The organism is Streptomyces sp. NPDC001700 (assembly GCF_053596435.1).
Window position 1 is genome coordinate 56562 of sequence record NZ_JBSFGE010000031.1, and the last position, 24515, is coordinate 81076.

Here is a 24515-nt window from a genome sequence, read left to right on the forward strand (position 1 = left end):
TGTCTACTGTCAACCACGAGTTGACACACCGAAGACTGTCAACCCATAGTTGACACATGACGAACCCGGACGCGAACGCGCAGCCCACCGGCATGACCAACCCCGTACGCCTCGACGAGCTGATCGATGCCATCAAGAAGACCCACACCGACGCCCTGGAGCAGCTCACTGACGCGGTCATCGCCGCCGACCACCTCGGTGACGTGGCCGACCACCTCATCGGCCACTTCGTGGACCAGGCCCGCCGCTCCGGCGCCTCCTGGACCGACATCGGCAAGAGCATGGGGGTGACGCGGCAGGCGGCCCAGAAGCGCTTCGTCCCCAAGGGCTCCGCCGCCCAGGACCTCGACCCCAGCCAGGGCTTCGGCCGCTACACCCCCCGCGCCCGGAACGTCGTGGTGTCCTCCCAGAACGAGGCCCGCGCCGCCTCCAACGACGAGATCCGCACCGAACACCTCGTCCTCGGCCTCCTGGCCGAGCCCGACGGCCTGGCCGCCAAGGCGATCGTCGCGCAGGACGTCCTCCTGGACACCGTCCGCCAGGCCGCCACCGCCGCCCTCCCGCCCGCCGCCGACTCCATGCCCGCGCTGGTCCCCTTCGACGCGAACGCCAAGAAGGTCCTCGAACTCACCTTCCGCGAGGCCCTGCGCCTGGGCCACAACTACATCGGCACCGAGCACATCCTGCTCGCCCTCCTCGAACACGAGGACGGCTCGGGTGTGCTCGCGGACCTCGGCATCGCCAAGGCGGGTATCGAGGCGTCCATCGTCCAGATGCTGGAGCGGATCCAGGCGGACTTCTCCGAGAAGGAGTCGTAACCCGCTGACGCGCCCCCTCAAGCGCCGCCCGCCGAACGTGTAGCGCGGGCGGCGTGGGGCGAGCGGTACGCACATACGCCCGAAGCGTCGGACTTATGATCCAACGCGTGGACATCCCCGACAGAATCATCGCCCTCCAGCAGTCGGCGGACGCCGAGCACGCCAAACTGGCAGGTCTCGCCGACGCCGACCACACGACCCAGTGGAAGCACTGGTACGACGCCGCCGTCGCCGTGCAGGCCGCCGTCACCGAACACGCCCGGGACGCCGGGCTCAGCCGGGCCGCGCTGGAGGCCGCAGTGAAGAAGGCCGTACGACATCCGGCTCCGGCCGACGGCTGAGCCGCACGTTGAGCCGCACCCCTCCTGGCCCGGGGAGTGTGAGCCGCGCGACCCCGTCGCGTATTCCCTCCCCGGGACCGGCTGAGCGACGATGAGGACGGCGGCCCGGCCCCCGAGGCCGGGCGCCGCACCCCGCGCCCGCTCCCCGGAAGGACGCCCCCCGCTCATGCGCCTCCTGCTCGTCCGCCACGGCCAGACCCCCTCCAACGTCATCCACGCCCTGGACACCGACCTGCCGGGCGCGGACCTCACCCCCCTCGGCCGCCAGCAGGCGGAGGCCCTGGTGGAGCGCCTCGCGGTTGAGCGGATCGACGCCCTGTACGCCTCCCCGCTCCACCGCGCCCAGCAGACGGCCGCCCCTCTCGCCCACGCGCGCGGCCTGGAGGTCGTCATCCGCGAGGGCATACGCGAACTGCGCGCCGGTGACCTGGAGATGCGCGACGACAGCGAGTCCGTGCAGCTCTACCTCAAGACCGTCATGGCCTGGTCCGCCGGTCAGACCGACCTGCCGATGCCGGGAGGCGACACCGGCGAGGAGGCCCTGGCCCGCTACGACGAGGTGATCGAGGAGATCGCCGCCTCGGGGGCGGAGTACGTCACCGTCATCAGCCACGGCGCGGCCATCCGCACCTGGGCCGCCGCCCGCGCGCTCAACATCGACGCCGCGTTCGCCGCCCGCAACCCCCTGGAGAACACCCAGACCGTCACCCTGACCGGCGACCCACGAAGCGGCTGGACGGTCACCCACTGGGGCACCGACCCCATTGCCTGACGTACGGGGCTTACGTGCCCTGCTGACCGGCCGTCAAGGCCTCGCGCGCGGCGGTGAGGATCTGGTCGGAGAGTGGGGAGCCCTTGGTGGCGCGGGCCAGGACGAGGGCGCCGAGCATCGTGCACAGCCGGGTGAGGCCGTCCTCGCCCTCGGTGTCCTCGGTGTCCTCGGTGGCGAGCCACTCGGCGAAGTCGCCCACGCCCTCGGTGTAGACGCGGCGGGCCTCGCGGTCCTCAGGCTCGCGCGCCATGTCGGCGGCGAGCGCGGCGGCGGGGCAGCCGTCCGCCGGGCTGTCGCGGTGCTCGGTGGAGAGGTACGCGTCGATCAGCGCGCGCTGGGCGGCCTCGCGCTGCCCGCCGTACTGCTCTAGCCCGTCGTCGCGCTGCCGGGTCAGCCCCTCGAAGGCATGGGCGGTGGCTTCGCCGATGAGCGCGTCCTTGGAGGCGAACTGCTTGTAGAAGCCGCCGTGGGTCAGACCGGCCGCCTTCATGAGGTCGGCGACGCTGAGGTGGGTGCCCTGCTCCCGGAACAGCCGGGAGGCGGTGTCCACGACCCGCCTGCGGTTCTCCTCCGCCTGCGCCTGCGATACGCGGCCCATCAGCTACCTCCCGTTTGGATGTCGATTGACATCCATTCTAGGGCGTGCTTTAGATTATGAACGTAATCTAAATTACGTGAACGCAAGGAGCGGTCATGGAACTGAAGGACGCGGTCGCGGTCGTCACCGGCGCCAACCGGGGGCTCGGGCGGCACCTGGCCGCCCAGCTGGTGGAGCGCGGGGCGAAGGTCTACGCGGCGGCCCGGCGCCCCGAGGCGGTGGACCTGCCGGGCGTCACGCCGCTGCGGCTGGACGTGACGGACGAGGAGTCGATCCGGGCCGCGGCCCGCACCGCGTCCGACGCGACGCTGCTGGTGAACAACGCGGGCATCTCCACCCCCACGCCGCTGATCGCGGGCGGCCCGGACGCCGTGCGCCAGGAGATGGAGACGAACTTCTACGGTCCGCTCGCCGTGACGCGGGCCTTCGCCCCCGTCATCGAGGGGAACGGCGGCGGCGCCGTACTCAACGTCCTGTCCGTCCTGTCCTGGCTGCACCCCGCCCCCCTCGGGTCGTACGCCGCGACCAAGGCCGCGGCATGGGCGCTGACCGACGCCGCCCGCGAGGAACTGGCGCCGCGCGGCATCACCGTCTCGGCGCTGCATGTCGGCTACATGGACACCGACATGGCCGCGGGCGTCCCCGCCGACCAGAAGGCCGACCCCGCCGAGGTCGCCGCGCAGGCCCTGGACGGCGTCGAGACGGGCCTGCGCGAGATCCTCGCCGACGAGGTCACCCGGCACGTCAGGCAGTCCCTGGCGGCCTCGCCGAACGCCGCCTGAGGCGCACCCCTCTGACGACCGGCTCGCCGCGTCCTGTGTCACTCGCCCGAGCCTGGGCACACGGGGGTGGTCCCGAGGGGGGAACCTCCCGGAGGAGCACCGCCGTGATCAAGAAGCTGCACGACATGGGCCTGCGCAGCGAGCACGCCTACACCGCCGCCGTCGCCTCCATCGGGCTGTCCCTGCTGACCTGGGCCGCCTCGCTCCGCGCCGAGCCCGGCCGGGGCATCGACCGGGCCGACCGGTGGGGGATCTTCGTCGGCGAGTGGGCGCCCACCTTCTTCGGCCTCGGTATCGCCCTGTCCCACTACGAACAGGAAGAGGGCTCGCTGATGGACAAGGCGCACGCCAACGGCGAGCGTCAGCGACAGATGGCGGGCACCGCGTAGACACGACGAAGGGCTGACCTGGTCTCCCAGGTCAGCCCTTCGGTCGTTCAGGGTGAGTAACGGGACTTGAACCCGCGACATCCTGGACCACAACCAGGTGCTCTACCATCTGAGCTATACCCACCATGACCGCTGCTTTCCGCACCGGCCGAGAAAAACTATACAGGGTCGGCGGGGGTGCTCGCTCCCGGCTTTCGTGTGTGCCGGGAGCGAGTCGCTACGACTGCCGGGCGGGCAGGACGTGGCGGGCCGCGATGGTCTTCGCGGTGTCCGAGTCCGGGCCGGGCTGCGGGACGAAGACCGCCTCCCGGTAGTAGCGCAGCTCGGCGATCGACTCATGGATGTCGGCGAGTGCGCGGTGGTTCCCGTTCTTCTTCGGGCTGTTGAAGTAGGCCCGCGGATACCAGCGGCGGGCCAGCTCCTTGACCGACGAGACGTCGACGATCCGATAGTGCAGGTACGCCTCCAGCGTCGGCATGTCCCGCAGGAGGAAACCGCGGTCGGTGGAGACCGAGTTTCCGCACAGCGGGGCCTTGCCGACGTCCGGGACGTGCTCGCGGATGTACGCCAGGACCTGGGCCTCGGCATCGGCCAAGGTGGTCCCGCCGTCCAGCTCCGCGAGCAGTCCGGAAGCCGTGTGCATCTCCCGCACCACCTCGGGCATGGTGGTCAGCGCCTGGGCGGGCGGCCGGACAACGATGTCCACTCCGTCGCCCAGGATGTTCAGCTCGGAGTCCGTGACCAGCGCGGCCACCTCGATGAGCGCGTCGTCCGACAGCGAGAGCCCGGTCATCTCGCAGTCGATCCACACCATGCGATCGTTCATACGTCTCACCCTACGGGGCGTTCCCGCTGGCCGGGCAGGGTCGGACGGCCCGGGGCGCGGCCCGTGGCCTGCTCAGGCAGGCGTGGGGCGTACGCATCGGATTCCGGCTTGCCCGGTTCCGTACCGCCCGGTGGATGCGGCGAGTGCGGAGGGTGATGGTGGTGTCCCGAATGGGTGACGGGCGCACCGGGGCGGCGCAGCGGCATCGCGTGCTCACCGGGGCGCTGGTCGAGCACCTCGGTTCGCTCGCCGCCACCGAGCCGTTCGGCCCGCTCCAGCCGGTCCAGCCGGTCCGGACCGCGCTCCGGGGCGCCGCCCTGGGGCCTGCGGGCCCGGTAGGCGGCCCGGTAGGCGGCCGGGGAGGACCCCAGCTGCCGCCGGAAGTGCCCGCGCAGCGCCACCGGGGACCGGAAGCCGCAGCGCCCGGCGACCTCGTCGACCGAGTAGTCGGAGGTCTCCAGGAGCCGCTGTGCCTGGAGCACCCGCTGGGTGATCAGCCACTGCAGTGGAGCGCTCCCAGTGAGCGACCGGAAGCGGCGGTCGAAGGTGCGTCGGCTCATATAGGCGCGGGCGGCCAGGGCCTCGACGTCGAACTGCTCGTGCAGATGCTCGAGCGCCCACGCCACGACCTCGGCGAGCGGATCCGCGCCGATCTCCTCTGGTAACGACCTGTCCAGGTAGCGCTCCTGCCCTCCACTGCGGCGCGGCGGCACGACGAGCCGGCGGGCCAGGGCCCCCGCGGCGTCCGCGCCGTGGTCGGTGCGCACGATGTGCAGGCACAGGTCGATCCCGGCGGCGGTGCCCGCCGAGGTCAGTACGTCGCCGTCGTCCACGAACAGCTCGCGCGGATCCACGTGGACGGATGGGTAGCGCTTGGCGAGCGTCGGCGCGTACATCCAGTGTGTGGTCGCCGGGCGGCCGTCGAGCAGCCCCGCGGCGGCCAGTACGAAGGCCCCGGTACACAGGCCCACGATGCGCGCGCCCTCCTCGTGCGCGCGGCGCAGCGCGTCGAGCGCGGCGGCCGGTGGCGGCTGGGTGATCGACCGCCAGGCCGGTACGACGACGGTTCCGGCCCGGGACAGCGCCTCCAGGCCGTACGGTGCGGTCAGTTCCAGTCCGCCAGTCGTTCGCAGTGGCACATCTTCGCCCGCGCACACCAGCAATCGGTACCGAGGGACTCCGGCGTCCTGCCGGTCGATACCGAAGACGGAGAGCGGGATGGAGCTTTCGAAGATCGGTCCGCCGCTGAACAGCAGCACCGCGACGATTTCTCGTCGGCGGCGTCCGGAGAGCTTGCGCGAGGTCTCCGGTACGGTCGTGGAGTCCTGGCTCATGGCTCTAAGCCCCCCTCGGTGGTCGCGTCCTCTCGGTCCTGCACGTTTCCCCTCGGTCCTGAACGGTTCCCCCGCCGGTCATGGCCAAGATCGAATCTACTGTGTCGCGTGTGGTCGCCGTGACCAGTTCACCACCCGCCACTATGTCGACATGACAACTTGGCGCGAAGCATTCGATCACGAAGCGTTGCACTCGTAGCCCTCGCTGTGAAGTGGGCCTCCTGCTGACGCCCACTTCCCGTAGGGGGTACGGGTGGCTCGTACCCCTTTCCACGCTGGCCGGAAGGGGGTTGAGCATGGCGTTTGCCAAGGGAAGAACTGGGATGCGAAGTTGGCCGAAAACCAGCGGGCGCAGACGTGCGGATGGGTCCTTCGACCGGCGTACGACCGGCTCATGCCGCGTCGCGGTCGTGTCTACGGAGTACGACGTGGCGCGCTTCCGGGGGCGCCCCAGGACCCTGCCGGGGCCGCGCCGGACGCGCCGGGCCGGGCCCCGGCGTCAGTTCCGCCGACCGCCCCGGTGCGTGCCGATCCCGGTGCGGCTGTGCCGCCCGCGGTGCGGGCTCGCGGCACCGGCGTCGAACCGGGCGGCCGCGCGTTCGTAGTAGCGCAGAAGGGAGCGGCTGGCGGCGGTCACGGCGGCCAGGCCCACGGCGGCGCCCGCCGCGCCGCTCAGCGGTGAGCCACAGAGCAGGAGGACGGCCGGGACCACGGCGCAGCCGAAGGCGGACCAGCGGATGACCTCGTTCACGGGGTCGCGGCCAGGGTCACAGCCGGGGCCGTCGCCGGGCGCGATGCCGGGCGGGACGCCGGGGGCGTCGTACTCACGGGTGCCTGGCACGGTGGCGGCTCCTCTCGCACGGTGGACAAGCGGTGGAGGGCAGTGGACGGCGGTGGACAGATGGTGGACGGATGCGGGGAAGACGGGTCGGCGGACGGTGGAAGCGCGGTAGAACGGGGCTCCGGCGCGGGTCGTCCCCGGCGTCCGCCGGGGCCCGTGGGGCGGTCGTAGCGGCGACCGGTGCGGCCCGTCCGGCCTGTTCTGTACGGAGGCCATCGCTCCGCGGCTACTACAACGTCCCGCCTGCCGACAGGTCACTGCCGGGCGACCGCACGGCGTACGGGAGGGGTCGGCGGGGCCTGAGTCGGGACCACTTGGGGCATTGCGTTACGGGCCGCCCTCCGGCATGCTCCGGGGAACGCTTCGGCCGCTCCGCTGCCGGGGCAACCTCTGGGCAGGCGAGGAATGGCGCCGTACCCTTGGGGGTAAGGGCTTGAAAAGATGAATCCCGGACGGATTTTTTTCGTTCGGCACTCGTCTCAAGCTCCAGCGGAGTTCTAGTCCCCCGCCAACTTCAACCTGAGTCCCCGCCGTATTCCTCCGCACGAGGACACCCTTCGCCGAGACACCGATGGCCGGTCACGAAATCCCCGAACCCGCGGACCGCAAGCGGGTCGCCGATCACCTGGCGCACCCCCAAGCGGCGGAAGAAACACGTCATTCCTGCGATCCAGCCTTCCAGCACGGCGTCGTGGTCGGATTCGACGGTTCCACATCGAGCGAGCGCGCCCTCGCGTACGCCATCGGCATGGCCGGGCGCTCCGGCTCAGGTCTGATCATCGTCCATGTGGCCAACCGGCTGCCGACGACCGTATGGGCGGGCTGCGAGCCCCCCGTTTTCGTCGACGTTCCCGATCACCGCACCGAGGTGCTGGGCCTTGAGCTGGCCTGTGCCGAGCACCTCACCGAGGTGCCGTGGATCCTCGTCGAGCGAGGCGGCGACATCTGTCATGAGCTGGAGGAGGTCGGCCGGGAGTACGCGGCCGACGCGATCGTGGTCGGCTCCACGCATGGGCTGGTGGGGCGGATCTTCGGCTCGGTCGCCGGGCGGCTCGCGCGGCGCGCGCAGCGGCCCGTCGTCGTCATCCCCTGAGCCCGGACTCCGAAGCCCGAAGCTTTTCTCCAGCAGCCGCGCGCTGAAACCTCCGCATGGGCACCCGCCCGGTCGGACGTTGAGAACTGGACAGCCTCAACTCCCCTTCCCCTCGGCCGAGATGGCCCCAGGACCGGCTTGACACCCGCCGAAACTACCCGCGCGTAGAGGTGGATTGGGCACGTGTACCGGGCATAAACCGTTCGGCGTGGCGCCGGGCGGGAAGTGACGGTTCCCGCGCGGTGGCCAGCGCCGGCGTAAGGGCGACGCCGGCCCAAGGGGCGGCCCCCGCGTGCGTGGTGGCACACGCGGGGGACCGCCGAGCGGCGACTACTCCACGGTCACGGACTTCGCCAGGTTCCGGGGCTTGTCGATGTCCCGGCCGAGCGCCAGCGCCGTGTGGTACGCCAGCAGCTGCAGCGGGACGCCCATCAGGATCGGGTCCAGCTCGACCTCGTTGCGGGGTACCACGATCGTGTGGTCCGCCTTGTCCTGCACCTGGTGCGCGACAGCGAGGATCCGGCCGCTGCGGGCCTTGATCTCCTCCAGCGTCGCGCGGTTCTTCTCCAGCAGATCGTCGTCCGGCAGCACCGCGACGGTGGGCACCTCGGGCTCGATGAGCGCGAGCGGCCCGTGCTTCAGCTCCGAGGCCGGGTACGCCTCGGCGTGGACGTAGGAGACCTCCTTCAGCTTCAGGGAGGCCTCGCGCGCCACCGGGTAGCCGCGCACCCGCCCGACGAACATCATGCTCTTTGCATTCGCGTATTCCGCGGCGAGCTTCTTGATCTCGTCCTCGCCGCGCAGCACCTCCGCGATCTGCTCGGGCAGCTTGCGCAGCCCCGCGATGATCCGCTTGCCGTCGGCGACCGAGAGGTCGCGGATGCGGCCGAGGTGGAGGGCGAGCAGCCCGAAGGCGACGGCGGTGTTGGTGAAGCACTTGGTGGAGACGACGCACACCTCCGGCCCCGCGTGGACGTACACGCCGCCGTCCGTCGCGCGGGCGATCGCGCTGCCCACGACGTTGACGACGCCCAGCACCCGCGCGCCCTTGCGCTTCAGCTCCTGGACGGCGGCCAGGGTGTCGTACGTCTCGCCGGACTGGCTGACCGCGATGTAGAGGGTGTCCGGGTCCACGACCGGGTTGCGGTAGCGGAACTCGCTCGCGGGCTCGGCGTCCGCGGGGATCCGGGCCAGCTCCTCGATCAGCTGCGCGCCGATCAGGCCCGTGTGGTACGCCGAACCGCAGCCGAGGATCTTGACCCGGCGGACGCCGCGCGCCTCGCGCGCGTCCAGGTTCAGCCCGCCCAGCCGGACGGTGGAGAAGCGGTCGTCGATCCGGCCGCGCAGCACCCGGTCCACGGCGTCGACCTGCTCGTGGATCTCCTTGTGCATGTATGTGTCATGGCCGCCCATGTCGTACGACTCGGCCTCCCACTCCACCGTCTCCGGCGCGGGGGCGGTGCGGCTGCCCTCGGTGGTGTAGGTGCGGTAGTCGTCGGCCTTGATGGTGGCCATCTCGCCGTCGTCCAGGGTGATCACCTGGCGGGTGTGGCTGACCAGCGCGGCGACGTCCGAGGCGACGAACATCTCCTTCTCGCCGATGCCCAGCACGACGGGGGAGCCGTTGCGGGCGACGACGATGCGGTCCGGGAAGTCCGCGTGCAGCACGGCGATGCCGTACGTGCCCTCGACCAGGGCGAGCGCGTGGCGGACCTTCTCCTCCAGGGTGTCCGCCTGCGAGCGGCCGATGAGGTGGGCGAGGACCTCGGAGTCGGTGTCGGAGATCAGCTCCACGCCGTCGGCGGCGAGCTTGGCGCGCAGGTCGTCGGCGTTGTCGATGATGCCGTTGTGGACGATCGCGACCTTGCCGTCCGCGTCCAGGTGCGGGTGGGCGTTGATGTCATTGGGCGCGCCGTGGGTGGCCCAGCGGGTGTGCGCGATGCCCGCGGTGCCCGCGAAGCGCTTGGGCAGCCTGGCCTCCAGGTCGCGGACCCGGCCCTTGGCCTTGGCGGTCTTCAGCCCGGCGGCGCCCTGCCCGTTCTGCGCTCCCTTGACCGGCTTGGCCTGGACCGCGATGCCCGCCGAGTCGTAGCCGCGGTACTCCAGCCGCTGCAGCCCCTCCAGCAGCAGCGGTGCCACGTCGCGTTTCCCGATGTATCCGACGATTCCGCACATGGTGTTCAGGCCCTCCCGATTGAATCGATCACGAATGCTCGCCCTGGTCGCTCCGGCGGTGGCGGCCGCGGCTCCGGGCGTGGTGGTGACGTCAGCCGTAGACGATGCGGCGCAGCTGGCGCAGCGAGAGTTCGGGCGGTGCCACCGCGCGGTACGGCAGCTCGGCCGTGATCCGCTCGAAGATGTCCGCGTTGGTCAGTCCGCCGGACTGCAGCTCGCGGTGGCGTCGCCGGATGAACTCCTCCGTCGTCTCGTCGAAGTACGCCAGTACGTCCAGCACCACCCGGGCCGCCTCGCCGCGGCTGAGCGGCGTGCTGCGGACCAGATGGTCGATGAGGTCATCGTGGGACATACGGCGATCGAGCATCCGTAGATACTGCGGTCCCTCGGGGTGTTTCGCAAGATTCCTGCCCGATATCGGGCAGGCTCGAGTTCTAATGGCGAGAAAACTGACGAAGGACGGCTTGTTTGGCGGTGATGAACTCCTCCTCGGTGAGCACCCCGCCCTGGTGAAGATCGCCCAGCTCGCGCAGTCGTCGCAGCAGGGTGTCGTGATCCGCGTCACTCGCTTCGGGGTTGGTGGGTCCGGCGGGGGCCGCGTCCAGGGTCGGGGGTGCATCAGTGCGTACGTCGGCGGGCTCCGCCGGGGCGAACGGATGCGGCAGCCGGGCCGTGACGGCGGCCGCGACCAGCGCCATCAGCGGGTCCCTCCGGAAGCCGTACAGGACGACGGCGTGCGGGTCGTACTTGGGCGCGGCCGTAGCCGTCGCCTTGGCCACGGTGAAGCGGAGGAAGCCGTTCTCCAGTCCGGCGGCGGGAAGCCACTCCACCGCCGCCAGATCCGCCAGCGGGATGGTGCGGGGCCCGCCCGACTTCTTCGACTCCTCCGTCTTCCAGTTCCATTCCAGCCGGATCCGCTCGCCGTCGAAGGACACGGTGGCGTCACCCGCCGTCGCCGACAGCGGCACCGGCGGACCGGGTAGCAGATAGCGGTCGGACGGGCCGGACGGCACCTGGTCGAGCAGCAGGGCCTGCCGGACCTCGTCGACCAGGTACTCGGCGACACCGGCGCGGTCCGCGCCGACCGACAGCTGATACGGATCGGCCGCGTCCGGCAGCTTGCCGCCCGTGGCCTGCGCCAGCGGATCGGCGCCCGGACGCAACCGCAGCCGCAGCCGACCGGACTTCCGCCCCGGTTCGTACGCGACGCCCGCCAGCGCCTCCAGGGGCACGGTCAGTTCGCCGAGCGCCTGCCGCACAGGGGGCACACTCTTGTCCCGCCCTGGGATGATCCGTACCGACTCTCCGTCAAAGGTCCACATGCCGTCGCGCTGGGTGATTTCCGCCATGAGGTGGATTCTGGCAGCCGCACAGCGGACACATTGGTCTACACCTTGACCCCAACTGGGCGTGGCGGTACGCAAGATGTCGCGGTACCCACGATGCGACGCTTCGTTGAAGGGAACCCCTTTGACCGCTCCCCCGACTGATGGCGGGGGATTCCTGGCTCAGGCTGCCTTCCGGACCGGCGGTCCGGGAGGTCTTGCGCCCTCGGCACCAGCCGGGTTCAGACCAGCCCGGATGAGCATCACGCGGGCGGAGTTCTTGTCCCTGGGGGATATGGCTCCGCACGCGACGCAGGTGTAGGTACGTTCCGAGAGGGGTAGTGCGTGCTTGGTTCTCGCTCCGCACCGCGCACAGTCCATGGTGGTGTGCGCAGGGTGCACCAGCCGGATGACCCGTTGGTGCTTGCGGCCCATCTCGATCAGGGCCGCCTTCGTGGCGCCGATGGCGGCGTCGGCCGCCTTACGCGCCATCGACGTCCTCGCCAGGAACTTCGGCCGGAAATCCTCCACCGCCACCGCGTCATGGTCACGCACCACCTTCTTCGCCCATTTGCGGGCAGTGTCCTGCCGCTGCCGGGCGATCTTCTTGTGCAGCTTGGCCGCCTGCCGCTTGGCTGTGCGGTAGCTGTTCGAGGGCGGCTGGCCCTTCGGCGCGCGGCGGCGGGCCATCATCCGCTGGTAGCGGCCCAGCTTCGCCGTAGCCTTCCGGCCGTGTTCAGCGTGGGGGAGGTCGTGGGCGTCGGAGGTGGTGGTGGCGGCCTCCTTCACGCCCCAATCCACGCCCAGCACACGGCCGGTTACGGGAAGCGGCTCGACCTGGGCGGGGACGACGAACGACGCATACCAATGACCGACGCTGTCCCTGTAGACGCGCACGCTGGACGGGTCGGCCGGAAGCGCGCGCGACCACACCACCCTCACTACGATGCCGCCCGCCAGGTGCAGGCGCCCGTCTATCAGACGGAAGCCGCGCCGGGTGTAGTTCAGGGTCGGGCCAGCGTCCCGCTTCCTCTTCCAGCCCGGCATCCCGGCCCGCCGATGCATGGGCAGCCGGTCTTTGACGTCCTTCAGCGCCTTCGCACGGGACCTGCCGAAGTCGCGTATGAGCTGCTGCTGAGGAACCGACGAGCCCTCCCTCAGCCAGGGAGTGATACGGCGGGCCTCAGTCAGCATTTTGTCGAGCGCGGCCGGACCGCACCTCTCCCCGCCCCTGTGGGCCTTCTTCGAGCGTGCGACGCACTCGTTCCACACCCACCGGCACCGGCCCCACTCCGCCTCAAGCGCCGCCCGGGCGCCGGCGGACACACGAAGCCGATAGGTCCACCGGGCAAGCCCGGTGTCCTCGCTGGTCTTCGCTTCCACCGTCACGATCGCCAATCTAACCGGGAGGTACGACAGTTGAGTGTTCCTGGCCTGAATGGCCCGCTCCAGCACGGTGCGGGGTGGATGCCGAAGCGCCCTACCGGCGATTCGTCCATCCCTGCCCTGCTCCGCAGGAGTCCGATTTCTCCCCGGCCTGAAGGTCGGGGCATCCTGGGAGGAACCCTGTGAGACGACGCCGTGCTCGACTGCTGTGCTCCCTCCTGCTGACCGTGGCGGCCGGGGCAGGGGCGGGGGCCGCCGCCACCGCCGCGCCTTCCTCCTTAGCCGCCTCCGCTTCCGGTTCCGCCGCCGCGCCGGTCCCGCTGGACCGGGTCGTGCCCGCGCCCGCCTCCGTACGGCCCGGCAAGAGCCCGTACACGCTTCGCTCGGCGACCCCGATCCGGGTGGGCCAGTCCCGTGCCGCGCGCACGGCGGGCGACTATCTGGCGGGCGTGCTGCGCCCCTCCACCGGCTACCGCCTGCCGGTCACCGCGCGCGGGGGCGCGGACGGCATCCGGCTGCGGCTGGTGGGGGACGAGCGCGGCGCGGAGGGGCCCGGTACGAAGGGTACGAAGGGGCTCGGCGCGGAGGGCTACCGGCTGGAGGTGAACCGGCGCGCCGTCACCATCAGCGCCCGTACGTCCGCCGGGCTCTTCCACGGCATCCAGACGCTGCGGCAGCTGCTGCCCGCCTCCGTCGAACGCGCCACCCGCCAGCCCGGCCCCTGGCGGATCTCCGGCGGCACCATCACCGATGTGCCGCGCTACGCCTGGCGGGGCGCGATGCTCGACGTCTCGCGGCACTTCTTCACCGTCGACCAGGTCAAGGCGTACGTCGACCAGCTCGCCCTCTACAAGATCAACAAGCTGCACCTCCACCTCTCCGACGACCAGGGCTGGCGGATCGCCATCGACTCCTGGCCCCGGCTGGCCACCTATGGCGGCTCCACCCAGGTCGGCGGCGGGCCCGGCGGCTACTACACCAAGGCCGACTACCGGGAGATCGTGCGGTACGCGGCCTCCCGTCACCTCACCGTCGTCCCCGAGGTCGACCTGCCCGGCCACACCAACGCGGCCCTCGCCTCCTACGCCGACCTCAACTGCGACGGCGTCGCCCCGCCCCTCTACACCGGCACCGAGGTCGGCTTCAGCTCGCTGTGCGTGCCCAAGGAGGTGACGTACGACTTCGTGGACGACGTCATCCGCGAACTCGCCGCCCTCACCCCCGGCCGCTACCTCCACATCGGCGGCGACGAGGCGCACTCCACCAGCCACGCCGACTACGAGGCCTTCATGGACCGGGTCCAGCCGATCGTCGCCAAGTACGGCAAGACCGTGCTCGGCTGGCACCAGCTGACCGGCGCCCGGCCCGCACAGGGGGCGATCGCCCAGTACTGGGGGACGAGCGGAGAGGAGAAGGAGGTCGCCGACGCCGCCAAGAACGGCACCCGCCTCATCCTCTCGCCCGCCAACCGCGCCTACCTGGACATGAAGTACGACCCGACCACCCCGCTGGGGCTCAGCTGGGCCGGATACGTCGAGGCGAAGCAGTCCTACGACTGGGACCCGGGCAGCTACATCGCCGGTGCCCCGCCGTCCTCGGTCCTCGGCGTGGAGGCCCCGCTGTGGTCGGAGACCCTCTCCACCAGCGACCACATCGAGTACATGGCCTTCCCCCGCCTCCCCGGCATCGCCGAACTGGGCTGGTCGCCGCGGTCCACGCACAACTGGGACGACTACCGGCTGCGGCTCGCCGCGCAGGCACACCGCTGGGACGCGATGGGCATCGACTACCACCGCTCCCCGCAGGTGCCCTGGCCTGCCGCCGGGTGATCAGTTGCTGGTGATGGAGGGAATCGCCGTCGGCGCCCGGACCGGATCGAACCGGAAGACCTGGCCCGTGTCGTCGGCGGCGCAGGGCAGTTGGAGCACCGGGTCTCCCTTACGGGTCGATCCGCCGGGCACCGACACGCACTGGTCCGTGTGGACCGGCCGGATCCGGTAGCCGCTCACCGGCTTGGTGACCCGCTGGATGCGGAACCACTCGGCCGTGCCCCGGTGGTCGCAGTAGTCGTCCATCATCTGCGTGCCTCCCTTGGTGCTGCCCTGGCCCACTCCGAGACATCCGTAGCCGAAGACGGGGTGGAGGGACCGGAGCCGGACGGTCGCGTCGCCCGACTCCTCCAGGGCGTACACCGGAATGCTGCGACGGCAGTCGGCCTGGAAGATGCTGCCCCCGCTCTTGCTCTCCACCTCGGCCAGGCACAGCGAGGAGACGGCGGAGCGGATGCGGTAGGTGCCGGGGGCGGGGGTGGCCGGAGCGGACCGGGCGGACGGCGCGGCGGTGCCCCGCGTCCGCGGCTCGCCGTCGTCGGCCGTCATGGCCACCGCGAGCGAGGCCGCCGCGCCCACGAGCACGACGGCCAGCGCCGCGCCCATCAGTTTGCCGCGCGGCAGCCGTTGGCGGCTTTCCGGCGGTTGTTCACTCCGTTCCGCGATGCCGTGATAGATCTCCAGCCATTCCGCGGAGCGATCTTCCTCTCCGCAGGCGCGGAGAAAAGCCATCAGCGTTTCGGTGCGCGGCAGAGCATCCGTACGTAGCGCATCGGCCAAGGTGCTGCGTGCCAGCACGTCGCCGCGCTCGGCGGCACGCTCCTCCAGCTGCCGATAGGTCAGTCCCGATCTTTCTTTCAGCTCCCGCAGCAGCGCGACGAATTCAGCGGAATTGCGCGCAGAGCGCGGCCCCGATTCCCCCTGGCTCCCCATGCTCCGACATGGTGACGGTGCGCTGCTCGGGTAACAACGCCCTTTCACGCCACAAAGGTTGCCCCGTCAACCACGCGCTCAGCTCGCGAACCCCAACTCCCGTGCGATCAGCATCCGCTGCACCTCGCTCGTCCCTTCACCGATTTCCAGGATCTTGGAATCGCGCCACATCCGGGCCACCGGATATTCGTTCATGAAGCCATATCCGCCGTGGATCTGGGTCGCCTCGCGCGCGTTGGTGACCGCGACCTCCGAGGAGTACAGCTTGGCGATCGACGCCTCTTTCTTGAACGACTCGCCGAGCACCAGGCGGGAGGCCGCGTCACGCCAGGCGACGCGGGCCATATGGGCGCGGGTCTCCATGTCGGCGATCTTGAACTGGATGGACTGGTTGGCGCCGATCGGGCGGCCGAAGGCCTCGCGGGTCCTGGCGTACGACACCGACTCGTCCACGCAGCCCTGGGCGAGCCCGGTGGCCAGGGCGGAGATGGCGATGCGGCCCTCGTCGAGGATGCGGAGGAACTGGGCGTAGCCCCGGCCCAGGTCGCCCAGCAGGTTGGCGGCCGGGACACGGCAGTCGGCGAAGGACAGCTCGCGGGTGTCCGAGGCGTTCCAGCCGACCTTGGAGTAGGGGGCGGCGACGGTGAGACCGGGGGTGCCGGACGGCACGATGAAGGAGGAGATCTTGGGGCGGCCGTCCTCGGTGCGGTCGGTGACGGCGGTGACGGTGATCAGGGCGGTGATGTCCGTACCCGAGTTGGTGATGAAGCACTTGGTGCCGTTGATCACCCACTCGCCGGTGGCCTCGTCCAGCCGGGCCGTGGTGCGGGTGGCGCCCGCGTCGGAGCCGCCGCCCGGCTCGGTCAGGCCGAAGGCGCCCAGGCTCTCGCCGGAGCACAGCCCCGGCAGCCACCGGCGCTTCTGCTCCTCCGTCCCGTAGAGGAAGATCGGCATCGCGCCGAGCGAGACCCCGGCCTCCAGGGTGATCGCGACGGACGAGTCCACCCGGGCCAGCTCCTCAAGGGCCAGGCACAGCGCGAAGTAGTCGCCGCCCATCCCGCCGTACTCCTCCGGGAAGGGCAGCCCGAACAGCCCCATCCGGCCCATCTCGCGGATGATCTCGTACGGGAACTCATGCTGCTCCCAGTACTCCCCGATCTTCGGGGCGACCACATCGTGCGCGAACGCCTCGACGGTGCGGCGCAGTTCCTCGTGCTCGGGGGAGAGACGATGGTCGATCGCCATGACTCACATCTCCTTCTGGGAGGTCTGGGAGTTCTGGGAGAGGGCGCGGACGGTGCGGGACGGGCTGGGTCGGCCCAGGTGCCGGGCCATCCACACGCTGGTGGCGGTGAGACGGCGGATGTCGACCCCGGTCTCGATACCGAGGCCGTCGAGCATCCACACCAGGTCCTCGGTGGCGAGATTGCCGGTGGCGCTCTTCGCGTACGGGCAGCCGCCCAGGCCGCCCGCGGAGGCGTCGACGGTGGTCACGCCGTACTGGAGCGCGGCGAGGGTGTTGGCGAGGGCCTGGCCGTAGGTGTCGTGGAAGTGGACGGCCAGCCGGTCGGCGGGGATGCCCGCCTCGCCCAGCGTGGCCAGCAGCTCCCGCACATGGCCGGGGGTGGCCACGCCGATGGTGTCGCCGAGGCTCACCTCGTCGCACCCCATGTCGATCAGGCGGCGGCTGACCGAGACGGTCTGCGAGACCGGGACCGGGCCCTCCCAGGGGTCGCCGAAGCACATCGACAGATAGCCGCGCACGGTGACGCCCGCCTCGCGCGCCGTGGTGACCACCGGCTCGAACATGGCGAGCGCGTCGTCCACCGTCCGGTTGAGGTTGGCCTTGGCGAACGACTCGGTCGCGCTGCCGAAGACGGCGATCTCGCGGGCGCCGAGCGCGAGCGCGCGCTCCAGACCGCGCTGATTGGGCACCAGCACCGGCAGTCGGGCGCGCACATCGTCGATCAGCGGCATCAGCTGCTCGGCGTCGGCCAGCTGCGGTACCCACTCCGGGCGGACGAAGCTGGTGGCCTCGATGGTGCTCAGCCCCGCGTCGGCCAGCCGCCGGATGAACTCGGCCTTCACGGCGACCGGCACGAGCGTCTTCTCGTTCTGCAGCCCGTCCCTCGGCCCCACCTCGTGGATACGCACCCGGGTGGGCAGCCCCGGGGCCGGGATGGTCATGGGGAGGGTCATCACTCACGCTCCTCGGTTACGCGCGGGGTGACGACCGCCAGCAGCTGGTCCATGGCGACGGTGCTGCCGGGGGTCACCTCCAGCTCGGTGACGGTCCCGTCGTGCGGGGCGGAGATCAGGTGCTCCATCTTCATCGCCTCGACCACCAGCAGGCCCTGGCCCGTGGTGACCTCGTCCCCCACGGCCGCCTTCACGACGGTGACGGTGCCGGGCATGGGAGCCGTCAGCTCCCCGGCGTGCGCTGCGGTGGCCCCGCCGCGCAACGCCTCCTCAATGGGGTCATGCCCCGCCACCCGCCAGGCATCCCCGCCCCGCCCCAGCCAGTGGCTGACGCCGTCGGCGACATGCCGGAAGCGATGGGTGACCCCGCCGAGGTCCAGCAGCACCGAGCCGTCATCCATCCCCACGAGCCGCGCCGCGACACCCGAGGCCGAGCCGTCGGCCTCGGCGGCCCCGCTGCCGCCGCCTGCGGCCGCCGCGCCCACGGGGTCGGCCGGGCCGCCGGGTCGGTTGCCCGCACCGGCTGCTGTCACGGTGCTGGCGCCCGCGACCGCCGCGGTGCCGCCGCCGGTCCCGGACGCGTGGCCGCCCGCGGGGCGCCGCGCGTCGTCCGCCTCCGCCGCATCCGGGCGCTCGATGCGCACCCGCGCCTCGTGGGCCCGGCCGCGCACGCGGACCGTCACCGGGTTGTGGCCGGGGATCCGCAGCCGGTGGACCGTCCAGGCGGGGGCGGCGCCCAGGCGCCACCCGGTGGGCACGGCGAACGGATCGACCCAGACGCCCGCACCGGACCCGCCATCGCCCCGCAGGGCAGACGGCTCCAGCGCCGCCTGGCGCAGCAGCGCCGCCGCCGCGTAGACCTCGTCGGGGATCGTGGACGGGACGAGCGAGGCCGCCGCGCGGTCGACCAGACCGGTGTCCAGCTCGCCCGAGACGACGTCCGGGTGGGCGGCCAGGCGCCGCAGAAAGCCGGTGTTGGTGTCCACACCGAGGACGGTCAGCGACCCGAGGGCGGCGCGCAGCCGCCGCAGCGCCGTGGGGCGGTCCGGGCCGTGGGCGATGACCTTGGCGAGCATCGGGTCGTACACCGTGCCGACCTCCGTGCCGGTGCTCAGCCCGGAGTCGACGCGCACCCCCTCGCCCGCCGGTTCGTCCAGGGCGAGCACCGGACCGGCCGAGGGGAGGAAGTCCACCCGGCCGTCGCCCGCCACCCGGGCGGTCTCGGCGCAGATACGGGCCTCCACCGCATGGCCGCCGAAGGCGATGTCGTCCTGCCCGTACGGCAGCGGTTCGCCCGCGGCGACCCGCAGCTGCCACTCCACCAGGTCCAGCCCAGTGATCAGCTCGGTGACGGGGTGCTCGACCTGGAGGCGGGTGTTCATCTCCATGAAGCAGTACGCGGACGGGTCGGCGCCCGGCACGATGAACTCCACCGTGCCCGCGCCCACATAGCCGCACGAGCGCGCCGCCTGCACCGCGGCCTCGCCCATCAGCGCCCGGGTGGTCTCGTCCAGCAGCGGGCTGGGCGCCTCCTCGATGATCTTCTGATGGCGGCGCTGCAGTGAGCATTCGCGCTCGCCGAGGTGGATCACCTGGCCGTGGCCGTCCGCCAGGACCTGGATCTCGATATGGCGCGGCCGGTCGATCCAGCGCTCGACGAGCAGCGTGTCATCGCCGAACGCGCCGCGCGCCTCGCGCCGGGCGGCCGCGATCTCGTCGGCGAGCAGCGCCTCGTCCCGTACCAGCCGCATGCCCTTGCCGCCGCCGCCCGCGGACGGCTTGAGCAGCACGGGGGTGCCGATCTCCCGGGCGGCGTCGATGAGCTGGGCGTCCGTCAGCCCACTGCCGGAGGAGCCCGGCACCACGGGCACCCCGGCCGCGCGCACGGTCTCCTTGGCGCGGATCTTGTCGCCCATCAGCTCGATGGCCCCGGCCGGGGGGCCGATGAAGACGAGCCCGGCGTCGGCGCAGGCGCGGGCGAACGCCGCGTTCTCCGCGAGGAAGCCGTAGCCGGGGTGGACGGCCTGGGCGCCGGTGCGGGCCGCCGCCTCCAGCAGCCGCCCGATCGACAGATAGCTCTCCGCGGCGGCCGCCGGGCCGATCCGCACGGCCGTGTCCGCCTCCCGGACGTGCCGGGCGTCCGCGTCGGCGTCGCTGTACACGGCGACCGAACGGACGCCGAGCCGCCGCAGGGTGCGGATGACGCGCACCGCGATCTCCCCGCGGTTGGCCACCAGGACCGTGTCGAACATCGCATGCGCCGCACTCATCGGGTGCATCCCCTCACATCCGGAAGACGCCGTAGCCGGGCGCCGCGGGTTCCTTGGCCGTGCGGTCGGGCAGCGGGGCGCCCGCGCACGCGGTGAGGGCGAGGCCGAGCACCGTACGGGTCTCCAGCGGGTCGATCACCCCGTCGTCCCACAGCCGGGCCGTGGCGTAATAGGCGCTGCCCTGCGTCTCGTACTGCTCGCGGACCGGCGCCCGGAACGCCTCCTCGTCCTCCTCGCTCCACTTCTCGCCGCGCGCCTCCAACTGGTCGCGCTTGACGGTCGCGAGGACGGAGGCGGCCTGCTCGCCGCCCATCACGGAGATCTTGGCGTTGGGCCACATCCACAGGAAGCGCGGTGAATAGGCGCGGCCGCACATCGAGTAGTTGCCCGCGCCGTAGGAGCCGCCGATGACGACCGTCAGCTTGGGGACGCGGGTGCAGGCTACGGCGGTGACCATCTTGGCGCCGTGCTTGGCGATGCCGCCCGCCTCATAGCTGCGGCCGACCATGAAGCCCGAGATGTTCTGCAGGAAGACCAGCGGGATGCCGCGCTGATCGCACAGCTCGATGAAGTGGGCGCCCTTCTGGGCCGATTCGGAGAACAGGATGCCGTTGTTGGCGACGATGCCCACCGGATGGCCCATGATCCGGGCGAAGCCGGTGACCAGCGTCGTCCCGAACTCGGCCTTGAACTCGGCGAACCGCGAGCCGTCCACCACGCGCGCGATCACCTCGCGCACGTCGTACGGAGTGCGGGAGTCGACCGGGACCGCCCCGTACATCCCCGCGGGGTCGACCGCGGGCTCCTGGGAGGGCGTGAGCGGCCAGGGCGGCGCGCCCTGCTGGGTGGGGGAGGGCGGCAGGGTGGCGACGATCGTGCGGACGATGCGCAGCGCGTGGGCGTCGTCCTCCGCGAGGTGGTCGGTGACGCCCGAGACCCGGGAGTGCACCTCGCCGCCGCCCAGCTCCTCCGCGGTGACGACCTCACCGGTGGCCGCCTTCACCAGCGGCGGCCCGCCCAGGAAGATCGTGCCCTGGCCGCGCACGATGACGGCCTCGTCGCTCATGGCCGGGACATAGGCCCCGCCCGCCGTGCAGGACCCGAGCACCGCCGCGACCTGTGGGATTCCGGCGCCGGACATCCGCGCCTGGTTGTAGAAGATGCGCCCGAAGTGGTCGCGGTCCGGGAAGACCTCGTCCTGCATGGGGAGGAAGGCGCCGCCGGAATCGACCAGATAGACGCACGGGAGCCGGTTCTCCAGCGCGACCTCCTGGGCGCGCAGATGCTTCTTCACCGTCATCGGGTAGTACGTGCCGCCCTTGACGGTGGCGTCATTGGCGATGACGACCACCTCACGGCCCGCGATCCGCCCGATCCCGGCGATCACCCCCGCCGCCGGGGCCTGGCCCTCGTACAGCCCGTCGGCGGCGAGCGGCGCCAGCTCCAGGAACGGCGAGCCCGGGTCCAGCAGGGTGTCCACCCGGTCGCGCGGCAGCAGCTTGCCGCGCGCGGTGTGCCGGGCCCGCGCCTTCTCGCCGCCGCCCAGCCGGGCCGCGGCGAGCTTCTCGCGCAGCCGCGCGGCCAGCTCGCGGTGCGCGGCCTCATTGGCCTGCCAGGCGTCGGACCCCGGGTCGGCGCCGCTTCGCAGCACCGGTGCCTGCTCCATCGCTACGGCCCCCCTCGCGGTTAGTGGTCGTTAACTCACCCATCAGGTTAACGACCACTAACCGCGCTGTCTAGAATTGCTTCCATGAGCACGCAAGCCCCTGCACCGACCCGCCGCGAACAGATCCTCAAGGAGGCCGCCCGGCTCTTCGCCGAGCGCGGCTTCCACGGCGTCGGCGTCGACGAGATAGGCGCGGCGGTCGGCATCAGCGGCCCCGGCCTCTACCGTCACTTCGCCGGGAAGGACGCGATGCTGGCCGAGCTGCTGGTCGGCATCAGCGGCCGGCTGCTGACGGGCGGCAAGCGGCGCAGCGCGGAGGCGGCGGAGGCCGGGGACGCGCCGGCGGTGGTGCTGGACTCGCTCATCGAGGGCCACATCGACTTCGCCCTGGACGACCGCCCGCTGATCATCCTCCACGACCGCGAGCTGGACCGGCTCCGGGACACCGACCGCAAGCTGGTGCGCTCGCTCCAGCGGCAGTACGTGGAACTGTGGGTCGAGGTCGTCCGGCAGGTCTATCCGGGGCTCGCCGAGGCCGACGCCCGGGCGTGTGTCCACGTCGTGTTCGGGCTGCTCAACTCCACCCCGCATCTGGGCCGCCCCGGCGCCCTCCCCGGCCGCGAGGCCACTGCCGCCCTGCTGCACCGCATGGCCCTGGGCGCGTTCGGTGCGGCCCATGATGCGGACGGCTCTGGACAGCCCCAGTGACCGGGCGGTAACTTCGGCTGAGCAAGCGCTTAGCCAGAGGGAGGCCGCAGAGATGCGTCGCACCGTGTTCAACGAGGACCACGAAGCATTCCGGGAGACCATCCGCGACTTCATCGCCGCCGAGGTCGTGCCGTACTACGACGAGTGGCGGGAGGCCGGTCAGGCCCCGCGCGACTTCTACAAGAAGCTCGGCGAGCTGGGCATCTTCGGCATCGAGGTCCCCGAGGAGTACGGCGGCGCGGGCGAGACCAGCTTCAAGTTCAACGCGGTCATCACCGAGGAGTGCGCCCGCGCCGGGGTGAGCTTCGGCGGCAGCAGCGTCCACACCGCGCTCTGTCTCCCGTACATCCTCAAGTACGCCAACGAGGAGCAGAAGCGGCGCTGGCTGCCCTCCTTCGTCTCCGGCGACCTGATGACCGCCATCGCCATGACCGAGCCGGGCACCGGGTCGGACCTGGCGGGCATGAAGACCACCGCCAAGCTGTCCGAGGACGGCACCCACTACGTGCTCAACGGCGCCAAGACCTTCATCACCGGCGGCGTGCTCGCCGACCGCGTCCTGGTCTGCGCCCGGACCGCCCCCGCCACCCCCGAGGACCGCCGCGCGGGCATATCGATCCTGGTCGTGGACACCAGGAGCGAGGGCTACGCGGTCGGCCGCAAGCTGGAGAAGCTGGGGCTGAAGACGTCCGACACCGCCGAGCTGTCGTTCACCGACGTCAAGGTGCCGGTGGAGGACCTGCTGGGCGAGGAGGGCAAGGCCTTCGGCTACCTCGCGCACAACCTGCCGCAGGAGCGCCTGGGCATCGCCGTCGGCGCGTACGCGCAGGCCGCCGCGGCGGTCGAGTTCGCCAAGGCCTACGTCCAGGACCGCGAGGTCTTCGGCAAGAGCGTGGCGACCTTCCAGAACACCAAGTTCACGCTGGCCGACTGCAAGGCCGAGGTGGACGCGATGCAGGCGGTCGTGGACCGGGCCCTGGACGCGCACGACGCCGAGGAGCTGACCGCCGCCGACGCCGCCTCGGCGAAGCTGTTCACCACCGAGCGCGCGGCCGTCGTCATCGACAAGTGCCTGCAGCTGCACGGCGGTTACGGCTACATGATGGAGTACCCCATCGCCCGGCTGTACGCGGACACCCGCGTCACCCGCATCTACGGCGGGACCAGCGAGGTCATGCGGTCCATCGTCGCCAAGTCGATGGGGCTGTGACGGTCGTCATGTGCACGCCCATCGGCAACGGTGTCGCAACACGGGTCTGCAAGACTGCTTGAACCATGAATGACGCACTACAGAGCCTGCTCGACCTGCTCGACCTCGAACAGATCGAAGAGGACATCTTCCGCGGCACCAGCGATGCCGCACCTCTCGTGCCGCGGGTCTTCGGCGGCCAGGTGGCCGCACAGGCCCTGGTCGCCGCGGGCCGCACGGTCCCGGAGGACCGTCCGCCGCACTCGCTGCACGCCTACTTCCTGCGGCCCGGCGACCCCGGGGCGCCGATCGTCTACACGGTCGACCGGATCCGCGACGGCTTCTCCTTCACGACCCGCCGCGTGGTCGCCGTCCAGCACGGGCAGCCGATCTTCCATCTGTCCGCCTCCTTCCAGCTGTACGAGGAGGGGCTGGAGCACCAGGAGCCGATGCCGGAGGTACCGGATCCGCTCTCGCTGCCCACCGCCGAGGAACTGCTGCCCCGGTACGAGCACCTGCTCGCCGGGCCGGGGGTGGTCGACCGGATGCTGCAGGCCCGGGCCGCCGTCGACCTGCGGTACGTGGACGCTCCGCCGTACGGCAGCGTCGGCCAGCCCCGTCAGCCGAAGTCGCAGGTGTGGTTCCGGACCGACGGCAAACTGGACGGCGTCGCCGACGATCCGCTCCTGCACGTCTGCCTGGCCACCTATGTGTCCGACATGACACTGCTGGACTCGGTGCTCCTCGCCCACGGCCGAGGCGGCTGGGCGGTCGGGGACATCGTCGGCGCCAGCCTCGACCACGCCATGTGGTTCCACCGGCCGTTCCGGGTGGACGACTGGCTGCTGTACGACCAGGAGAGCCCGTCCTCGTCCGGCGGCCGCGGCCTCGCCAAGGGCCGTATCTTCACCGCCGACGGGCGGCTGGCCGTCTCGGTGATCCAGGAAGGGGTCATGCGGGTCCCGCGCCCGAAGAAGTGATCCCCGGGAGGGGTGAGGTGACGCGCGTCGACACCGGCGTACGGCCGGTCTGACGCGCGTC

General features: G+C 71.4%; 23 protein-coding genes and 1 tRNA gene. 10 read left to right on the plus strand and 14 right to left on the minus strand.

Translation table 11 applies throughout. From position 1 onward, the window contains the following. The first annotated feature begins 56 nt into the window (after positions 1 to 56). From ACWC5C_RS36815 to ACWC5C_RS36825, 3 genes are all read left to right on the plus strand, one after another. The gene (locus tag ACWC5C_RS36815) at positions 57 to 818 is read left to right on the plus strand and encodes a Clp protease N-terminal domain-containing protein (RefSeq protein WP_450882816.1); all 762 of its coding nucleotides are present in this window, start codon (positions 57 to 59) and stop codon (positions 816 to 818) included. A 107-nt stretch (positions 819 to 925) separates the two neighbouring features. Beyond that, positions 926 to 1159, plus strand: a complete 234-nt coding sequence (locus ACWC5C_RS36820; protein ID WP_450882818.1) for a hypothetical protein — start codon at positions 926 to 928, stop codon at positions 1157 to 1159. Between the two features lie 166 nt (positions 1160 to 1325). Then, the gene (locus tag ACWC5C_RS36825) at positions 1326 to 1931 is read left to right on the plus strand and encodes a histidine phosphatase family protein (RefSeq protein ID WP_450882820.1); all 606 of its coding nucleotides are present in this window, start codon (positions 1326 to 1328) and stop codon (positions 1929 to 1931) included. Between the two features lie 10 nt (positions 1932 to 1941). Here the strand turns inward: ACWC5C_RS36825 and ACWC5C_RS36830 are convergent, their stop codons facing one another. Further along, positions 1942 to 2529 (minus strand): TetR/AcrR family transcriptional regulator, encoded by a 588-nt coding sequence (locus ACWC5C_RS36830; protein WP_450882822.1) that lies wholly within the window; start codon positions 2527 to 2529, stop codon positions 1942 to 1944. 95 nt (positions 2530 to 2624) lie between these two features. Between ACWC5C_RS36830 and ACWC5C_RS36835 the strand changes: the two genes are divergently transcribed. Beyond that, a complete protein-coding gene (locus ACWC5C_RS36835; protein ID WP_450882824.1) occupies positions 2625 to 3311 on the plus strand; it encodes an SDR family oxidoreductase in 687 nt (228 codons plus the stop codon). Positions 3312 to 3415: 104 nt separating this feature from the next. Beyond that, positions 3416 to 3700, plus strand: coding sequence for a hypothetical protein (locus ACWC5C_RS36840; RefSeq protein WP_385437773.1), 285 nt, complete (start codon positions 3416 to 3418; stop codon positions 3698 to 3700). Positions 3701 to 3751: 51 nt separating this feature from the next. On the opposite strand, the gene ACWC5C_RS36845 is transcribed toward ACWC5C_RS36840, so the two are convergent. From ACWC5C_RS36845 to ACWC5C_RS36860, 4 genes are all read right to left on the minus strand, one after another. Further along, positions 3752 to 3824: transfer RNA gene (locus ACWC5C_RS36845), tRNA-His, on the minus strand. 93 nt (positions 3825 to 3917) lie between these two features. Beyond that, positions 3918 to 4526: an oligoribonuclease gene (gene orn, locus ACWC5C_RS36850; RefSeq protein ID WP_450882826.1), complete on the minus strand. Its 609-nt coding sequence runs from the start codon at positions 4524 to 4526 to the stop codon at positions 3918 to 3920. Between the two features lie 5 nt (positions 4527 to 4531). Continuing rightward, positions 4532 to 5860 carry a helix-turn-helix domain-containing protein gene (locus tag ACWC5C_RS36855; protein ID WP_450882828.1) on the minus strand — a complete coding sequence of 443 codons (1329 nt, stop codon included), beginning with the start codon at positions 5858 to 5860 and terminating at the stop codon, positions 4532 to 4534. Positions 5861 to 6359: 499 nt separating this feature from the next. Next, on the minus strand, positions 6360 to 6701 hold the full coding sequence (locus ACWC5C_RS36860; RefSeq protein WP_385437769.1) for a hypothetical protein: 342 nt from the start codon (positions 6699 to 6701) through the stop codon (positions 6360 to 6362). Positions 6702 to 7272: 571 nt separating this feature from the next. On the opposite strand from ACWC5C_RS36860, the gene ACWC5C_RS36865 reads away from it, so the two are divergent. Then, positions 7273 to 7794: a universal stress protein gene (locus tag ACWC5C_RS36865; RefSeq protein WP_385437768.1), complete on the plus strand. Its 522-nt coding sequence runs from the start codon at positions 7273 to 7275 to the stop codon at positions 7792 to 7794. A gap of 330 nt (positions 7795 to 8124) precedes the next feature. Here ACWC5C_RS36865 and glmS read toward each other — a convergent pair whose 3' ends face one another. The 4 genes from glmS to ACWC5C_RS36885 all read right to left on the minus strand — a co-directional run bounded on the left by glmS (position 8125) and on the right by ACWC5C_RS36885 (position 12683). Continuing rightward, positions 8125 to 9969, minus strand: a complete 1845-nt coding sequence (gene glmS, locus ACWC5C_RS36870) for a glutamine--fructose-6-phosphate transaminase (isomerizing) (protein ID WP_385437767.1) — start codon at positions 9967 to 9969, stop codon at positions 8125 to 8127. 91 nt (positions 9970 to 10060) lie between these two features. Continuing rightward, positions 10061 to 10336, minus strand: coding sequence for a hypothetical protein (locus tag ACWC5C_RS36875; RefSeq protein WP_100807152.1), 276 nt, complete (start codon positions 10334 to 10336; stop codon positions 10061 to 10063). 67 nt (positions 10337 to 10403) lie between these two features. Next, positions 10404 to 11318 (minus strand): DUF4429 domain-containing protein, encoded by a 915-nt coding sequence (locus ACWC5C_RS36880; RefSeq protein ID WP_450882832.1) that lies wholly within the window; start codon positions 11316 to 11318, stop codon positions 10404 to 10406. 159 nt (positions 11319 to 11477) lie between these two features. Then, positions 11478 to 12683 (minus strand): RNA-guided endonuclease InsQ/TnpB family protein, encoded by a 1206-nt coding sequence (locus tag ACWC5C_RS36885; protein ID WP_450882834.1) that lies wholly within the window; start codon positions 12681 to 12683, stop codon positions 11478 to 11480. A gap of 179 nt (positions 12684 to 12862) precedes the next feature. Here ACWC5C_RS36885 and ACWC5C_RS36890 point away from each other — a divergent pair, with 179 nt between their 5' ends. Then, positions 12863 to 14509, plus strand: coding sequence for a beta-N-acetylhexosaminidase (locus tag ACWC5C_RS36890; RefSeq protein ID WP_450882836.1), 1647 nt, complete (start codon positions 12863 to 12865; stop codon positions 14507 to 14509). Here the strand turns inward: ACWC5C_RS36890 and ACWC5C_RS36895 are convergent, their stop codons facing one another. The 5 genes from ACWC5C_RS36895 to ACWC5C_RS36915 form a co-directional block, all read right to left on the minus strand. Beyond that, positions 14510 to 15442 (minus strand): RICIN domain-containing protein, encoded by a 933-nt coding sequence (locus ACWC5C_RS36895; protein ID WP_450882838.1) that lies wholly within the window; start codon positions 15440 to 15442, stop codon positions 14510 to 14512. Positions 15443 to 15520: 78 nt separating this feature from the next. Further along, entirely contained in the window at positions 15521 to 16687 is a 1167-nt protein-coding gene (locus ACWC5C_RS36900) for an acyl-CoA dehydrogenase family protein (protein WP_385437758.1), read from the minus strand. 3 nt (positions 16688 to 16690) lie between these two features. After that, complete coding sequence (locus ACWC5C_RS36905) at positions 16691 to 17641, minus strand: hydroxymethylglutaryl-CoA lyase (protein WP_450882841.1); 951 nt, start codon at positions 17639 to 17641, stop codon at positions 16691 to 16693. Further along, positions 17641 to 19893 carry an acetyl/propionyl/methylcrotonyl-CoA carboxylase subunit alpha gene (locus tag ACWC5C_RS36910; protein WP_450882880.1) on the minus strand — a complete coding sequence of 751 codons (2253 nt, stop codon included), beginning with the start codon at positions 19891 to 19893 and terminating at the stop codon, positions 17641 to 17643. The genes ACWC5C_RS36905 and ACWC5C_RS36910 overlap by 1 nt, the downstream gene beginning before the upstream one ends. Positions 19894 to 19924: 31 nt before the next feature. Beyond that, a complete protein-coding gene (locus ACWC5C_RS36915; protein WP_450882843.1) occupies positions 19925 to 21577 on the minus strand; it encodes a carboxyl transferase domain-containing protein in 1653 nt (550 codons plus the stop codon). A gap of 84 nt (positions 21578 to 21661) precedes the next feature. Between ACWC5C_RS36915 and ACWC5C_RS36920 the strand changes: the two genes are divergently transcribed. From ACWC5C_RS36920 to ACWC5C_RS36930, 3 genes are all read left to right on the plus strand, one after another. Beyond that, entirely contained in the window at positions 21662 to 22285 is a 624-nt protein-coding gene (locus tag ACWC5C_RS36920; RefSeq protein ID WP_450882845.1) for an SACE_7040 family transcriptional regulator, read from the plus strand. A 52-nt stretch (positions 22286 to 22337) separates the two neighbouring features. Then, positions 22338 to 23495 carry an acyl-CoA dehydrogenase family protein gene (locus ACWC5C_RS36925; RefSeq protein ID WP_450882847.1) on the plus strand — a complete coding sequence of 386 codons (1158 nt, stop codon included), beginning with the start codon at positions 22338 to 22340 and terminating at the stop codon, positions 23493 to 23495. A 65-nt stretch (positions 23496 to 23560) separates the two neighbouring features. Beyond that, positions 23561 to 24454, plus strand: coding sequence for an acyl-CoA thioesterase (locus ACWC5C_RS36930; protein ID WP_385437749.1), 894 nt, complete (start codon positions 23561 to 23563; stop codon positions 24452 to 24454). The last annotated feature ends 61 nt before the right edge of the window (positions 24455 to 24515 follow it).

Coding starts and splice junctions, on each gene's coding strand:
- ACWC5C_RS36930 (WP_385437749.1), top strand. CDS start 23,561: ATGAATGACGCACTACAGAGCCTGCTCGACCTGCTCGACCTCGAACAG.
- ACWC5C_RS36825 (WP_450882820.1), top strand. CDS start 1,326: ATGCGCCTCCTGCTCGTCCGCCACGGCCAGACCCCCTCCAACGTCATC.
- ACWC5C_RS36875 (WP_100807152.1), bottom strand. CDS start 10,336: ATGCTCGATCGCCGTATGTCCCACGATGACCTCATCGACCATCTGGTC.
- orn (WP_450882826.1), bottom strand. CDS start 4,526: ATGAACGATCGCATGGTGTGGATCGACTGCGAGATGACCGGGCTCTCG.
- ACWC5C_RS36920 (WP_450882845.1), top strand. CDS start 21,662: ATGAGCACGCAAGCCCCTGCACCGACCCGCCGCGAACAGATCCTCAAG.
- ACWC5C_RS36880 (WP_450882832.1), bottom strand. CDS start 11,318: ATGGCGGAAATCACCCAGCGCGACGGCATGTGGACCTTTGACGGAGAG.
- ACWC5C_RS36900 (WP_385437758.1), bottom strand. CDS start 16,687: ATGGCGATCGACCATCGTCTCTCCCCCGAGCACGAGGAACTGCGCCGC.
- glmS (WP_385437767.1), bottom strand. CDS start 9,969: ATGTGCGGAATCGTCGGATACATCGGGAAACGCGACGTGGCACCGCTG.
- ACWC5C_RS36895 (WP_450882838.1), bottom strand. CDS start 15,442: ATGGGGAGCCAGGGGGAATCGGGGCCGCGCTCTGCGCGCAATTCCGCT.
- ACWC5C_RS36815 (WP_450882816.1), top strand. CDS start 57: ATGACGAACCCGGACGCGAACGCGCAGCCCACCGGCATGACCAACCCC.
- ACWC5C_RS36905 (WP_450882841.1), bottom strand. CDS start 17,641: ATGACCCTCCCCATGACCATCCCGGCCCCGGGGCTGCCCACCCGGGTG.
- ACWC5C_RS36835 (WP_450882824.1), top strand. CDS start 2,625: ATGGAACTGAAGGACGCGGTCGCGGTCGTCACCGGCGCCAACCGGGGG.
- ACWC5C_RS36865 (WP_385437768.1), top strand. CDS start 7,273: ATGGCCGGTCACGAAATCCCCGAACCCGCGGACCGCAAGCGGGTCGCC.
- ACWC5C_RS36925 (WP_450882847.1), top strand. CDS start 22,338: ATGCGTCGCACCGTGTTCAACGAGGACCACGAAGCATTCCGGGAGACC.
- ACWC5C_RS36830 (WP_450882822.1), bottom strand. CDS start 2,529: ATGGGCCGCGTATCGCAGGCGCAGGCGGAGGAGAACCGCAGGCGGGTC.
- ACWC5C_RS36855 (WP_450882828.1), bottom strand. CDS start 5,860: ATGAGCCAGGACTCCACGACCGTACCGGAGACCTCGCGCAAGCTCTCC.
- ACWC5C_RS36910 (WP_450882880.1), bottom strand. CDS start 19,893: ATGTTCGACACGGTCCTGGTGGCCAACCGCGGGGAGATCGCGGTGCGC.
- ACWC5C_RS36915 (WP_450882843.1), bottom strand. CDS start 21,577: ATGGAGCAGGCACCGGTGCTGCGAAGCGGCGCCGACCCGGGGTCCGAC.